We start from the raw sequence: 12,733 nt of genomic DNA, 5'->3' as shown, positions 1-12,733 counted from the left end.
GCCAGGTTCTGGTCAGCTCAGGCTGTTGGAATCCATGAAGTTCTTGATCGCCAGATCCCACTCGGCGTCTCGCTTCGAATCCAGATTGAAGCGCACCGCGGAATATAGACCGAGCAGAATGAGGCTCACCGCGAACAAGCTCCCGACGCCGGTGAAGATCGCGGCCGCAACAGCGTCGGCGTGCGTGATCGGTTGGGTCGAGCGTGCACCGTTGTCGTCCACCCAGATTGGAATCGCAGTACCGGCGGGTGATCCGGTGACTGCGGAGATCTCCTCGTGATGCTCGACGCCTCGGTACGTCCACTTCGCGTCGACCGTGGTGCTGCCCTGTGAGCTGAAGTCCGATTGGACGAGCGTGGACGGGGCGGTAGCGTCCGCTGTGGTCTCGGCAGATGTTGCATGCCGTGACGTTTGCTGCTCCACGGAGCGATTCTGCTGGCTCGACAGGGTCGACATTGCGCACCAAGTCGCCAGCGGCAGCATCAGAATCATCAGCGTCACTATGACGCTCTTGGTCCTGGATTGGATTCGGTCGGACCGCCGTACCAGCGGATTCTGACCTCCGACAAGGTCGACTCGGGACGACCTGGCGTGGTCAGTGTTTTTCCGGCGCATAGTGGTCCCAACGTGTCGAGTCTCGTGTTTACCTTTCAACCATGACAAGGCGCAGGGTTATCGATCAAGCGATAGGGGCCAGCATCACATATTTATTTAGTTTGGCGAACCACGTGGTTGCCCGATGAATCGGTCCGATTTGTCCCGTATTCTGTTCGCTTCCGCTGCTACAGCCACCGTCGTCGGTGCCGTGTCCGGCGCCGAGCGCCTGCATCGAGCAGCAAAGCCTTTGATGGTCCCAGCCCTGATAGTTGGTCTCCCGACGCCCGCGTCGATGCTCGGGGGAGCGCTGGTGGCCGCAACAGTCGGCGATGTTCTGCTCATCGATCCGGACGACGACTCCCGCATTCTGCGTGGTGCGGCTGCCTTCGCGGTGATGCAGACGGTCTACTGCGAGTTGCTGCGCAGGCGCGGCGGGAGGCCGACACCCATCAACGCGCTCCCTAGGCTGCTCGGCTGGGCTGCCGCGGCTGCGGCGTTGGTGTTCAAATCGCCCGCGGTGGCACCCGGTCTGTCCGGCTACGGATTGACGGTCGCGACGATGTCCACCCTCGCTGCCGACCCGTCCCTGGCTCCAGGCGCCAAGACGGTCGCCGGCGTGGTTGTTCCGAGCTCGAATCCGCGCTCCCGGCTGGCTGTGGGCGGGATGCTGTTCACGCTGTCGGACGCGCTGATCGTGGTTCGGCGGCTGTTCGCCGACAAGGATTCACATCGTCACGTGTTAGAGGGGTTGATACTTGCGACCTACGCGCTTGCTCAGCTATTCCTGGTCGAGGGATTGAGCGGGGAGTAACAGAACGCGGTGGTGGTCCGACGGGTCGACCATGATCGGCACAATGTTCCCCGTTTCGAACCGGGATACTTCGTTCGGTGGGATCGAGTAGACGATGCGTCCGGCAAACGATTCCGATCCCGGAATTGTGAATCGCAGATGCAGTTCGGTGGACGCCTCATCGATCTGCCGCGCGAATTCGATCGTCGCCCACCCCTCGACGCCGTTCCTCGACAATCGACGTTGGGCGGCGGTGCTTCTGTTGGCGACCATCATCGCCAGGCCGAGCGCCGAGGCGAAGCCGGCAATGAGCGCGACCAGTTGGTAGGGGAGAGTTCCCGGCGGCGAGTGGGGCCGAAGCCACCCGGCCCAGACCGCCAACACGATTACATAGCCGCCCGTGACGACGACCACCGCGCGCAACGTTTTTTGGTGATTCACCCACACTCTCCTCGATATAACTTCAGGCTAGTCTCGAAATGTAGTCGAGGGTCTTACCGATAATCGAAGTAACGCCTAGTCTGTCGAAGTGTCCTCACCAACTGTGTTCATCACCGGCGCTGCAGCCGGGATCGGACGATCAACGGCCCTCAAATTCGCTCGTTCGGGTTACCTCGTCGGTGCCTACGATATCGACGAAACCGGTTTGGCTTCGCTGAGTAGAGCGATCACCTCCACCGGTGGACGCGTTGTCACCGGAACTCTCGACGTCACGCAACCCGAACAGTGGAAAGAGCGGCTCGAAGAGTTCGCGGTCGAGGCCGATGGCCGGCTCGACGTTCTGGTCAACAACGCAGGCGTCCTGGTCGCGGGTCGTTTCGAGGAGATGCCCCTCGAACTTCACAAACGCCAGATCGACATCAACTTCAACGGAGTCGTCTACGGAACGCTCGCCGCATTCCCGTATCTGAAGGCCACTCGCGGCGCGCAGGTCGTCAACTTGTGCTCGGCATCGGCGATCTACGGCCAACCCGAGCTCGTCACCTACGGTGCGACGAAGTTCGCCGTCCGCGGCATCACCGAAGCTCTCGATCTCGAATGGGCCGAGTACGACATCTCGGTGAAGGCCATGTGGCCACTGTTCGTGCAGACTGCGATGACCAAAGACGTCTCCACGGGGACCACCAACTCACTGGGAATCAAGCTCACCGCCGACGATGTATCGGAGGCCATCTTCAACGCCACACAGCCGTCGAAACGATTGGTGCACAAGGTGCATTTCCCCGTCGGCCTGCAGTCGAAGGCGCTCTCCCTCGGTTCACGTTTCTCTCCCGCATGGCTTACGCGCGAGGTCAATCGACGCCTGAGCCACACTTAGACACTTCCCAAACCATCGCACGTAGGCACCGGCTCGGATTCGCCGGTAGGGTCGCTCAGCAGTACTTGTGAGCGAAAGTGGGTCGGGTTCTTTTATGGTGAACGAGCGGGCGAAGAAGTACCTGGCGCTGGCTGCAATGGCGGCATTCTCGACTGTTCTGGTCGGGTGCAGTAGTGAATCGGGCGCGGATGTAGCAGCGCCGACCACGTCCTCGGCGTCGCCCACGACCACAACGGTCGAGGCGACGACCGAGGCGCCCGCGCCGATCACGACAACCGAAGCCCCGCCCCCGCCACCGCCGCCACCGCCGTCCGTAATGGCTCCAGAGCCGGCGCCCCAGACGACTTACGCGGCGCTGGGTGGGGCTTACTACTTCAGCTCGCCCGACGGCCAGTTCCAGTGCGGAATCGTGCCGCTGTCCAGCCGAACCGAGGCGGGCTGTCAGGGCGTCACGTCGCCGGTGCCCCCGGCGCCGGAGAGCTGCATGATCAGTTGGGGCAACGGGATTCGAGTCACCGGTGAGGGCGTGGCCGAGTTCATGTGCTCCGGGGGCGCCGTCTATACCTCCGGCGGTGAACAGATCGACCCGCCGCTCGCGGTGGGAGCGCAGATCGCAGCCGACGGGTACACCTGCACCTCGACTCCCGACGGCATCTCCTGCGCCAACGACGACACCGGCCACGGCTTTCGCATAGCCCCTGATAGTAACGAAATATATTGAGCAACAACGATTTACCAGAAAAAGACCCGGCCGCGCTCGGCCCGACCGAGTGGAGTGAGAATCCCAACGGAGTCGGGCCGTGGGAAGACGAGCACGATTCCCCGCGCCCGACGGGCGCGCATTACGACCAAGACCTGTTGGACTCCGGTGACCGGCGCAATGTCGTCGACGCCTATCGGTACTGGTCCAGGGAAGCTATCGTCGCCGACATCGATACGCGTCGTCATCCGCTGCACGTCGCGATCGAGAACTTTGCCAACGATGCCAATATCGGCACCGTCGTCAGGACCGCCAATGCCTTTGCTGCACAGGCTGTTCACATTGTCGGACGACGGCGTTGGAATCGCCGCGGAGCGATGGTGACCGATCGATATCAGCACATCCACCACCATGACTCCGTCGCCGACCTCCTCGCGTACGCGAGAGAATCAGGCCTGACCGTCGTCGCCGTCGACAACACTCCCGGTTCTGTTCCCATCGAGACAGCGGAACTGCCGCGCGAGTGCTTACTGTTGTTCGGTCAGGAAGGCCCGGGGGTGACCGAGGATGCTCGCGCAGGAGCATCGATGACAGTGTCCATCGCGCAGTTCGGTTCGACTCGAAGCATCAACGCGGGTGTCGCCGCGGGAATCGCCATGCACTCCTGGATTCGGCGGCACGCAGACCTTACTACGGCCTGGACCTGACGCCTGGCTACGCGTCGTCGATGAACGGAATGGCAGGATCTGTTGGTATGGCCGAGAAATGGGCGCAGCGCGCGGATGCTGCGGAAGGAGCCGTGCTCGCGCGGCATGTGCGCCGTCTGTGGGCGCTGCCTGGAACTGCGCTCGGTGTGGTCGCGTGGCCTCCGGTTCGACGCGAACGACTGTTCTTGAAGTGGCACTACTGGTGGCAGGCGCATTTGCTGGACTGTGCTGTCGATGCCGCGAGTCGCGAGCCGACGGCCAAGCGGCGTCGTCGATTGACCAAGATCGCCCGTTCGCACCGCATCCGGAATCTGACCGGATGGACCAACAATTACTACGACGACATGGCGTGGCTCGGTCTCGCACTCGAACGCGCTCAGCGTCTTCATGGCGTCGGAAATCGGACCGGTATCTCGAAGATCGAGAATGAATTGTTCGATGCCTGGTCCCCCGAGGCCGGCGGCGGTATCCCGTGGCGGAAGCGCGACGACTTCTTCAACGCGCCCGCCAACGGGCCAGCCTCTGTTCTGCTGGCACGGACCGGCAGGCTGTGGCGAGCGCAGGCCATGGCGGACTGGATGGATGCCAAGCTCAAAGATCCCGAGACCGGCCTAATACTCGACGGCATCCGGACAGGGGACGTGTTGGACCGGGCCGTCTACAGCTATTGCCAGGGTGTTGTTCTGGGCGCGGAGACCGAGCTCGCGGTGCGTCTCGGCGCACCCCGGCACGCGGCCCGCGTGCATGCGCTGGTCGCGGCTGTCGAAAGTCAGCTGTGTCGGGACTTCGTGATCGTGGGGGGAGGAGGCGGTGACGGCGGGCTGTTCGACGGCATCCTTGTGCGCAATCTCGCGCTCGTTGCAACGACGCTCCCCGGCGATTCCGACGAAGACGAGGCGGCACGGAGCATCGCGGCGTCGATCGTCCTCGCGTCGGCCGAGGCTGCATGGGAGAACCGACTCGAAGTGGAGGACCATCCACTGTTCGGCGCAGCATGGGAAACGCAGGCACACCTTCCTGGTCCGGGAAGTACCGTCGCAGCTTTCAGTGGTGGCACGGTTCGGTCGTCGGTGGTTCCCGAACGCGACTTTGCAGTGCAGCTCAGTGGCTGGATGCTGATGGAAGCTGCCTATGTCGTTGCCGACGCCGGTTTTCGTTAGCTAAAGTCCCGGTCATGGGGACTTCGTGGGATCCGGCCGTGTACCGCCGCTACGCCGACGAACGGTCGAGGCCCTTTCACGAGATGGTCGGTCGAGTACGCCACGATTCCCCCGCCAACGTCGTCGACCTGGGTTGCGGCACCGGCGTTCAGACGGCGACCCTTGCTGCGCGGTGGCCCGAGGCGACAATCGTCGGCATCGATTCGTCTCCCGACATGGTTGCCGGCCAATCGACGGACTTGCCGCCGGGCGTCACCGTCGTGCGCGGTGACATCGGCGATTTCGACGCCTCGGGGATCGATGTCGTGGTCTCCAACGCTGCGTTGCAATGGGTGCCGGAACATCGCACGCTGATTCCGAAGTGGGCCGATCAGCTCGACGTTGGCGGTACGTTGGCCTGGCAGGTTCCCGGTAACTTCGACGCACCGTCGCATGTACTGATGCGAGCGCTCGCGGATTCCGACGAGTGGTCGCCGCTGTTGGCTGGGGTCCTCCGCGGCGGCGACAGCGTCGATTCGGCGGAGCAGTACGCAGCGGCACTCGTGGCGACAGGTTTGACCGTCGACGCATGGGAGACCAGCTACGTTCACGTTCTCCACGGCGAAGATCCGGTGCTGAAGTGGGTTACCGGAACCGGATTGCGGCCGGTGCTCGATGCGTTGGACGACGAACAACGTCCGAGATTCGTCGACCAATATGCAGCGCTGCTGCGTGAGGCTTACCCGTCGAATGCTTCGGGAACGTTGTTCCCGTTCCGGAGGATCTTCGTTGTGGGTGCGAAGTCCTGAGTTATTCGAGGACTTCCTCGACTTCGATGGTCTCCGCGGGCCTGGCCATTTCTTTTCTGTACTGCCAAATCCCGATTCCGGTACCGACGACGAGCAGCGCGACCATGCCGATGAGAACGGCGGGCAGCAGCCACGGCACCTTCTCGAGGAAGCTACCGAAGTAGAAGCCGATAAGCAGTAATACAGGTGCCCAGATGATGGCGCCGAGTGTGCTCGCGATCGTGTAACGCCGGTGATTCATCTTCGCCGCGCCCGCGACCATCGGGCACAGAGTGCGCACCCACGGGATCCAGCGTGCAACGAGAACTGCCCAGAAGCCGTGCTTCTCGAGCAGCAGGTTTACCTTATGCAGGTTTTTGGTGTTGAGATATTTGCCGTTCTTGCGTGCGACGAGGGTGGATCCGGTCCGGTGTCCGATGACATAGCCGACCTGATTGCCTGCGATCGCAGCGACCATCGCGCCGCCGGACAGCGCCCAGACGTGGCCGGTGCCCGACGCGTGGGTGGTCATGACAATGCCTGCGGTGATCAGCATGGAATCGCCGGGGAGGAACAACCCGATGATGACCGCGCATTCGATGAAGACGAATGCCACCACTATGACCCACACGACCAATGGGCCTGCGGTTTCAAGGGGGCCGAACGAGCCCATCGACTGAATCATCGGCTGCACGAACCTAGGAGTTGTGATCCTGCTGGGCGTCGATGGCATCGTTCGCCTCGGCCAGCGGGGTCTTCCGTGCCTTGAGCATGCGCTTACCGACTTCGATCGCGATCGGCAGGACCGATACCAGGACGATGATGATGAAGATGATGTCGACGTGCTCGCGGATGAAATCGATCTGTCCGAGCAAGAATCCGAGCATCGTCACGCCTGCGCCCCAGAGGACGCCGCCGACAACGTTGTAGGTCAGGAACAGCGAGTACTTCATCTTGGCGGCACCGGCAACGACAGGCGCGAAGGTACGGACGATCGGCACGAAACGCGCCAGGATGATGGTGATCGGTCCGTGCTTTTCGAAGAATGCGTGTGACTCGTCGATGTACTTCTTCTTGAAGAACTTGGCGTCGTTGGACTTGAACAGGGCCGCGCCGCCCTTGGCGCCGATGAAGAAGCCGACCTGGTCACCAAGGATCGCTGCGATCGGAATGAGGATCAGCAGGAGCCAGATCGGCGCGAACGGTTCGATGTCGGTGGACTTCGACGCTGCGATCAGACCTGCTGTGAACAGCAGCGAATCGCCGGGGAGCAGCGGAAACAGCAACCCCGATTCGATGAAAACGACCAGCAGCAACCCGACCAGCACCCAGGTGCCGAACGAGTTGAGCAAATTCACTGGATCGAGAAACCCGGGCAGCAATGCCAGGTTCGTCGTCACGGATTCCGAGGCGGCAAGAAGACTCACTGCGCCCACACTACCGGCCGAACCTGGGAGAACCTGAACAACCGGTGTCCGAACGCTGCAAGTTCGATGTCCGATTCGTCACGATCGGGCGCCGAGTGACTTGCGGCGGGCCGGTGGGTACCGGCGACACGATCGCCGGTGGGTTGCCATACTGCACAGGACAATCAATCTCTTCACTGGAGGAATGACGCCGTGCCGATCGCAACTCCCGAGGTCTACGCCGAGATGCTCGGCCGGGCCAAGGAACACCAATTCGCATTTCCGGCTATCAACTGCGTGGGTTCGGAGTCCGTCAACGCCGCAATCAAAGGCTTCGCCGACGCCGGAAGTGACGGCATCATCCAGTTCTCGACCGGCGGCGCCGAGTTCGCGTCCGGACTGGGAATCAAGGACATGGTCACCGGAGCAGTAGCGCTGGCCGAGTTCGCTCACGTTGTCGCCGCTCGCTACGACGTCACCATTGCCCTGCACACCGATCACTGCCCGAAGGACAAGCTGGACACCTATGTCCGTCCGTTGCTCGCCATCTCGCAGGAGCGTGTCGACGCTGGGCGTAACCCGCTGTTCCAGTCGCACATGTGGGACGGTTCCGCAGTGCCGATCGACGAGAACCTCGAGATCGCCAAGGATCTGCTCGCCAAGGCCGCTGCTGCTCGCATCATTCTCGAGATCGAGATCGGTGTCGTGGGCGGCGAAGAAGACGGCGTCGAGGCCGAGATCAACGACAAGCTCTACACCTCGAACGAGGACTTCCTCAAGACCGTCGAGGCACTCGGCGCAGGCGACGCCGGTTCGCGCTACCTTCTCGCTGCGACGTTCGGCAACGTCCACGGTGTGTACAAGCCGGGCAACGTCAAGCTGAAGCCGTCCGTTCTCGCCGACGGCCAGAAGGTCGCGTCCGAGAAGCTGAGTTTGCCTGCCGGTTCGAAGCCGTTCGACTTCGTCTTCCACGGCGGATCGGGCTCGGCCAAGAGCGAGATCGAAGAGGCTTTGGGGTATGGCGTCGTGAAGATGAACGTCGACACCGACACCCAGTACGCGTTCAGCCGTCCGCTGGCCGGACACTTCTTCAGCAACTACGACGGTGTGCTGAAGGTCGACGGCGAGGTCGGCAACAAGAAGGTCTACGACCCCCGCAGCTACCTCAAGAAGGCCGAGGCCGGTATGACGGCCCGCGTCATCGAAGCATGCAACGATCTCAAGTCTGCAGGTCGGAGCGTTTCCGCAGGCTAGCCCTCAGTCGCTTTCGATCGATTCGGCCCTACGAACGCACCTTTGTTCGTAGGGCCGAATCGATTGCGTGGGGGCGTTAGGCGGGACTGCAGACTTTCCAGTCCTCGCCTTCGAGCTGAAGGTCGAACGTACGCGCTGAGCGTTCGTTGGGGTTGGCGGCGGTGAAGGCGATGACTTGTGCGATCGCGGTGTCGCCTGTGATCTGAACGGCATCGACGCCGTCGACCACGGGAATGTTTCCCTGCTCGACCGCCACCCGGTGCACGTCGGTGAATTCGGCGTCGGGGATGTCGCGGTAATACGTTGCAAGGTCCCCGCACGACGAGGTGCGCAGTGTGGCCAGATCTCCCGAGGAGAGAGCCTGTGTGAACGATTGAATCGTCGTCCTGATCTGGGCGTCCGGTGAGGTCTCTTCATAGTCTTTGGACAGATAGAAGTAACCCGCGATGCCGGCCGCGACGATCACCGCGAGCGCAGCAATGAGTGCAGCAAGCCACCGACGTCCACCGTGCCTACCGGATTCCTCGGTGGGTGGTCCTACCCGCTGTGGTGTCGCCTGGGGTGCAGGGTTTCGCTGCGGCGACGGGTCCTCACCTCGGGCCGGAATCCGTCGGGGCTCGGCGTGAGGTTTCCTGGCCGGCGGGCGCACGCCCGGGGCGATGGCCTCGATAGGTGTGGCTTCGACAGGTACGGCTTCGACAGGTATGACTTCGATGGCGACGGTTTCGTTCTCCGGAGGGGAAGCCTCCTTCGTGTCGGCTGGCTCAGGGGCTGTCGTTTCCGGCGGCACAGTCGGTACAGGCTTCTGCGATGGAATCGCTTCGGTTGCGGGTTCGTCCGCACCGGTCTTCGATTCGTGCTTGTCCTCCGACACCGCTGGCTCCCAACTCACCGAGACTTCGACCGAAGCGTCGAGCCTATCGAGCAATGGGGTGGTCGGCCGCAACGGCATGGAGTGTCGGGGCACAATGGTCGTCATGACTTCTTTCGGTGACCTTCTCGGACCGCAGCCGACATTGCTGCCCGGTGACGACGAGGCTGAGTCCGCCCTGCTGAACCACGAGGATCCTGCGAAGGTGGCGGCGGATAACCCGACTGCTTCCATCGCGTGGGCATACCTGGCGGAAGCTGCGTTCGATGCTGGTCAGACCATCACGGCGTATGCGTACGCACGGACCGGTTACCACCGCGGACTCGATCAGCTGCGTCGCAACGGATGGAAGGGATTCGGGCCGGTCCCGTACAGCCATGAGCCCAACCGAGGATTCCTCCGCTGTGTCGCCGTTCTCGCGAAGGCTGCGCGCGATATCGGGGAGAACGACGAGTACGCCCGCTGCCTCGACCTCCTCGAAGACAGCGACCCCAAAGCAGCGGAAGCCCTCGGCCTCGGCTGATCGCCCACAGTCCCTGGAACGGATGCGCCCTACTGCTCGTCGGGGCAAAGCCCGTCTGAAAGCTGGTCGCGCTCGGCTGCAGCTGTCGTTGCTGCCGATCGTTCAGTGCGCGCTTGCCGCAGGCGTCGCGTGGTTCGTCGCGACCGACATCGTCGGACACTCGCACCCGTTCTTTGCTCCGATCGCTGCAGTGGTCTCACTGGGTGTATCGCTCGGTGCTCGGATGCGACGGTCGGCGGAACTCGTCGTCGGTGTCACCGTCGGCATCGGTGTGGGCGATTTGATCATTTCTGCCATCGGCAGTGGTCCCTGGCAGATCGCTCTCGTCGTTGTACTGGCGATGTCCACCGCGGTGTTCCTCGACGGTGGGCCGATCATTGCGATGCAGGCGGGTTCGTCGGCGGTGCTGGTGGCGACTCTCATTCCTCCCGGCAATTCCGGAGGAATCGACCGGATGGTCGACGCATTGACCGGTGGTCTCGTCGGTATCGCCATTGTAGCCCTGATTCCCACTCATCCGGTGTGGCGAGCTCGCAAAGATGCAGCGAAGGTGCTCGGGACGGCATCCGAGGTACTGCAGAAGGTTGCCGACGGCCTGATCGCGAACGATCCGAAACCTATCGAAGAAGCTCTCCGCAAGGCCCGCGCGACGCAGTCCGACATCGATACGTTGCGTACGGACCTCAAAGGCGGTCGCGAGATCGCGCGGATCTCGCCGTTGTACTGGGGGCAACGCTCCCGTCTCGCAGGCCTGGAAAGGACAGCCGACCCGATCGACAACGCGATTCGCAACATTCGGGTGTTGGCTCGTCGCTCGCTGACGCTGGTTCGCGATGACGAGATTCTCGATCCCCGGCTTGTCGACGAGGTCGAGAAGTTGGCGCAGGCGCTCGATGTGCTCAGGCGCATGGTGCTTGCCGATCCAGGACAGCAACCCGACGCAGCGGAGGCCGCACGAGTGCTGCGGAGGGTGGCCGCTGGGGCCAAGCCGGAGCTGATCACCAATTCCGGATTGTCGGCGACGGTTGTGCTTGCCCAGTTGCGTTCGATCATCGTCGATCTGTTGCAGGTCGCGGGCTTGAAGCGGATTTCGGCGCTCGCTACGCTGCCCCCGACTGTCGACAAGCCGGATGTGACGCCCGACCCGTTCTGACAATCGAACCCATTGCACATATGCGCATGTACGCATATGGTGACGTCTCTACGAACGAGAAAAGGGGAGACATGGGCGCGGGGCACGGCCACAGTCACGGGATGACGGGCGAACCGGCTGCACCGTCGAGCAAGCGCATCAGGAACATGGTGATCGCTCTCGGCATTCTGATGGCGTTCTTGATTCTGGAAGCCACGGTTGCGTTGACGATCAACTCGCTCGGCCTGCTAGCCGACGCAGGCCACATGCTCACCGATGTCCTCGGCATGTCGATGGGCCTCGTTGCGCTGTTGCTGGCCAGGAAGGGAAGTGCGGTCGCCGCCCGCACCTTCGGGTGGCATCGGGCCGAGGTGCTCACCGCCATCGCCAACGCCGTTCTGCTACTCGGTGTCGCCGCTTTCATCATGTACGAAGCCATCGACCGAATCGGTGACGCGCCGGAGATTCCAGGCCTCGCGCTGATCCTCACGGCCGCCGCCGGGCTTGTCGCGAATCTCGTGGTCATGCTGCTCATCCGCGGCGATGCGAAGGACAGCATCGCGGTACGCGGCGCGTACATGGAGGTGCTGGCCGACGCCGTTGGAAGCGTTGGAGTACTCGTCGCGGGCTTGCTGCTGTTGGTGTTCGACTGGACATGGGCAGACGTCGTCGTCGGTGTCCTGATTTCACTGTGGGTTGTTCCGCGGGCTATCAAGCTCGCCGGTTCCGCTTTGCGCATCCTGACGCAGGCAAGCCCGGGCCACGTCGACGTCGGAGCAGTGGAAGCGGATCTCGCAGCATTGCCCGGTGTCGTCGGCGTGCACGACCTCCATATCTGGACTCTCACCACCGGAATGGACGTCGCGACGGTTCACCTCGAATGTGACGGATCGGGCTCAGTTCTCCTGCAGCGCGCCAGGGCGGTTCTCGGCACCTACGGGCTCGATCACGCCACTGTTCAGGTCGAGCCGAGCGCTCAGGGTGCGACATGCAGGGACGAGCTCACTTGGTGAAGGTCCTCACTGCAGCGCCAGGACGCCACAGCTCTATGCGTAAGTGATCATCGGCGATCGATGTCAGCACAACCTCGGTGATGTCGAGATCGAAGGCGTTGTACGGCGTCAGTTCAGGTGGGGCAGCGTCGAAAATCTTCTGGAGAGCGTCGGGGTCGGTGATTTCGATTGCGCGTCCCGAGATCTTTGCATCACCACCGTCCATCGTGTGGTGGCCTGGATTGCTGTGGATCGCATATCGCGGGTCTCGTTGTAAATCTTGGGCTTTCAGCGATTCGAGCATCGAACCGAGGCGCAGGATTCCGTCGTCGCGAAACTCGATTTCGGTGCCGCTGACGCGCGGAGAGCCATCTTTCCTGATCGTCGCGAGTACGTGATGCTTGTGCGCTGAGAATCGTGCGGCGACCGATCTCGCCATGTCGGGGGCATCGATCTCGAACTCTTTCCAGGTGGCCATGGAGAGATTATGCAAAACCCGTGCGTGTTTGGTGACAG

The 12,733-nt window shown here is 62.5% G+C and carries 16 protein-coding genes; 10 read left to right on the top strand and 6 right to left on the bottom strand.

Translation table 11 applies throughout. The features are described from left to right. Positions 1–12 precede the first annotated feature (12 nt). Positions 13–615 carry an Rv1733c family protein gene (locus tag QMK17_RS08310; protein WP_442972715.1) on the bottom strand — a complete coding sequence of 201 codons (603 nt, stop codon included), beginning with the start codon at positions 613–615 and terminating at the stop codon, positions 13–15. 124 nt (positions 616–739) lie between these two features. Between QMK17_RS08310 and QMK17_RS08305 the strand changes: the two genes are divergently transcribed. Then, positions 740–1,408, top strand: a complete 669-nt coding sequence (locus tag QMK17_RS08305; RefSeq protein WP_283508189.1) for a lysoplasmalogenase — start codon at positions 740–742, stop codon at positions 1,406–1,408. Here QMK17_RS08305 and QMK17_RS08300 read toward each other — a convergent pair. Beyond that, positions 1,376–1,828: a hypothetical protein gene (locus tag QMK17_RS08300; protein ID WP_283508187.1), complete on the bottom strand. Its 453-nt coding sequence runs from the start codon at positions 1,826–1,828 to the stop codon at positions 1,376–1,378. The two genes, QMK17_RS08305 and QMK17_RS08300, sit on opposite strands and share 33 nt — an antisense overlap. 88 nt (positions 1,829–1,916) lie before the next feature. Between QMK17_RS08300 and QMK17_RS08295 the strand changes: the two genes are divergently transcribed. The 5 genes from QMK17_RS08295 to QMK17_RS08275 all read left to right on the top strand — a co-directional run bounded on the left by QMK17_RS08295 (position 1,917) and on the right by QMK17_RS08275 (position 6,060). Continuing rightward, positions 1,917–2,705, top strand: coding sequence for an SDR family oxidoreductase (locus QMK17_RS08295; RefSeq protein ID WP_283508185.1), 789 nt, complete (start codon positions 1,917–1,919; stop codon positions 2,703–2,705). Between the two features lie 94 nt (positions 2,706–2,799). After that, the gene (locus QMK17_RS08290; RefSeq protein WP_283508183.1) at positions 2,800–3,426 is read left to right on the top strand and encodes a DUF6636 domain-containing protein; all 627 of its coding nucleotides are present in this window, start codon (positions 2,800–2,802) and stop codon (positions 3,424–3,426) included. Continuing rightward, positions 3,423–4,112, top strand: a complete 690-nt coding sequence (locus tag QMK17_RS08285) for a TrmH family RNA methyltransferase (RefSeq protein WP_283508181.1) — start codon at positions 3,423–3,425, stop codon at positions 4,110–4,112. The genes QMK17_RS08290 and QMK17_RS08285 overlap by 4 nt, the downstream gene beginning before the upstream one ends. 47 nt (positions 4,113–4,159) lie before the next feature. Further along, positions 4,160–5,272: a glycoside hydrolase family 76 protein gene (locus QMK17_RS08280; protein WP_283508179.1), complete on the top strand. Its 1,113-nt coding sequence runs from the start codon at positions 4,160–4,162 to the stop codon at positions 5,270–5,272. A gap of 14 nt (positions 5,273–5,286) precedes the next feature. Further along, positions 5,287–6,060 (top strand): trans-aconitate 2-methyltransferase, encoded by a 774-nt coding sequence (locus QMK17_RS08275; RefSeq protein ID WP_283508178.1) that lies wholly within the window; start codon positions 5,287–5,289, stop codon positions 6,058–6,060. Between the two features lies 1 nt (position 6,061). Here QMK17_RS08275 and QMK17_RS08270 read toward each other — a convergent pair whose 3' ends face one another. Next, entirely contained in the window at positions 6,062–6,724 is a 663-nt protein-coding gene (locus QMK17_RS08270; RefSeq protein ID WP_283508176.1) for a DedA family protein, read from the bottom strand. 13 nt (positions 6,725–6,737) lie between these two features. Next, positions 6,738–7,466, bottom strand: a complete 729-nt coding sequence (locus tag QMK17_RS08265) for a VTT domain-containing protein (RefSeq protein ID WP_283508175.1) — start codon at positions 7,464–7,466, stop codon at positions 6,738–6,740. Between the two features lie 192 nt (positions 7,467–7,658). On the opposite strand from QMK17_RS08265, the gene fbaA reads away from it, so the two are divergent. Continuing rightward, positions 7,659–8,699, top strand: a complete 1,041-nt coding sequence (gene fbaA / locus QMK17_RS08260; RefSeq protein ID WP_283508174.1) for a class II fructose-bisphosphate aldolase — start codon at positions 7,659–7,661, stop codon at positions 8,697–8,699. Between the two features lie 76 nt (positions 8,700–8,775). Here the strand turns inward: fbaA and QMK17_RS08255 are convergent, their stop codons facing one another. Beyond that, positions 8,776–9,678 (bottom strand): Rv0361 family membrane protein, encoded by a 903-nt coding sequence (locus QMK17_RS08255; RefSeq protein WP_283508172.1) that lies wholly within the window; start codon positions 9,676–9,678, stop codon positions 8,776–8,778. Here QMK17_RS08255 and QMK17_RS08250 point away from each other — a divergent pair. From QMK17_RS08250 to QMK17_RS08240, 3 genes are all read left to right on the top strand, one after another. Further along, positions 9,677–10,093, top strand: a complete 417-nt coding sequence (locus tag QMK17_RS08250; RefSeq protein WP_283508170.1) for a DUF3151 domain-containing protein — start codon at positions 9,677–9,679, stop codon at positions 10,091–10,093. The genes QMK17_RS08255 and QMK17_RS08250 overlap by 2 nt on opposite strands. Positions 10,094–10,115: 22 nt before the next feature. Beyond that, positions 10,116–11,246, top strand: a complete 1,131-nt coding sequence (locus QMK17_RS08245) for an FUSC family protein (protein ID WP_283508169.1) — start codon at positions 10,116–10,118, stop codon at positions 11,244–11,246. Positions 11,247–11,317: 71 nt separating this feature from the next. After that, complete coding sequence (locus QMK17_RS08240) at positions 11,318–12,238, top strand: cation diffusion facilitator family transporter (protein WP_283508168.1); 921 nt, start codon at positions 11,318–11,320, stop codon at positions 12,236–12,238. On the opposite strand, the gene QMK17_RS08235 is transcribed toward QMK17_RS08240, so the two are convergent. After that, entirely contained in the window at positions 12,228–12,695 is a 468-nt protein-coding gene (locus QMK17_RS08235; RefSeq protein ID WP_283508166.1) for a pyridoxamine 5'-phosphate oxidase family protein, read from the bottom strand. The genes QMK17_RS08240 and QMK17_RS08235 overlap by 11 nt on opposite strands. Positions 12,696–12,733 lie beyond the last annotated feature (38 nt).

Origin of the sequence: Rhodococcus sp. G-MC3 (genome assembly GCF_030063335.1) — a bacterium.
Classification (GTDB): Bacteria; Actinomycetota; Actinomycetes; order Mycobacteriales; family Mycobacteriaceae; genus Rhodococcoides.
Note: the sequence above shows the minus strand (reverse complement) of the source record. Positions and strands in the feature narration are given on the sequence as shown.

Bases quoted from the DNA above. Each gene is read 5' to 3' on its own strand.
- QMK17_RS08250 (WP_283508170.1), top strand. From the start codon at position 9,677: ATGACTTCTTTCGGTGACCTTCTCGGACCGCAGCCGACATTGCTGCCC.
- QMK17_RS08310 (WP_442972715.1), bottom strand. From the start codon at position 615: ATGCGCCGGAAAAACACTGACCACGCCAGGTCGTCCCGAGTCGACCTT.
- QMK17_RS08235 (WP_283508166.1), bottom strand. From the start codon at position 12,695: ATGGCCACCTGGAAAGAGTTCGAGATCGATGCCCCCGACATGGCGAGA.
- QMK17_RS08290 (WP_283508183.1), top strand. From the start codon at position 2,800: ATGGTGAACGAGCGGGCGAAGAAGTACCTGGCGCTGGCTGCAATGGCG.
- QMK17_RS08255 (WP_283508172.1), bottom strand. From the start codon at position 9,678: ATGACGACCATTGTGCCCCGACACTCCATGCCGTTGCGGCCGACCACC.
- QMK17_RS08240 (WP_283508168.1), top strand. From the start codon at position 11,318: ATGGGCGCGGGGCACGGCCACAGTCACGGGATGACGGGCGAACCGGCT.
- QMK17_RS08305 (WP_283508189.1), top strand. From the start codon at position 740: ATGAATCGGTCCGATTTGTCCCGTATTCTGTTCGCTTCCGCTGCTACA.
- QMK17_RS08275 (WP_283508178.1), top strand. From the start codon at position 5,287: ATGGGGACTTCGTGGGATCCGGCCGTGTACCGCCGCTACGCCGACGAA.
- QMK17_RS08245 (WP_283508169.1), top strand. From the start codon at position 10,116: ATGCGCCCTACTGCTCGTCGGGGCAAAGCCCGTCTGAAAGCTGGTCGC.
- QMK17_RS08270 (WP_283508176.1), bottom strand. From the start codon at position 6,724: ATGATTCAGTCGATGGGCTCGTTCGGCCCCCTTGAAACCGCAGGCCCA.
- QMK17_RS08280 (WP_283508179.1), top strand. From the start codon at position 4,160: ATGGCCGAGAAATGGGCGCAGCGCGCGGATGCTGCGGAAGGAGCCGTG.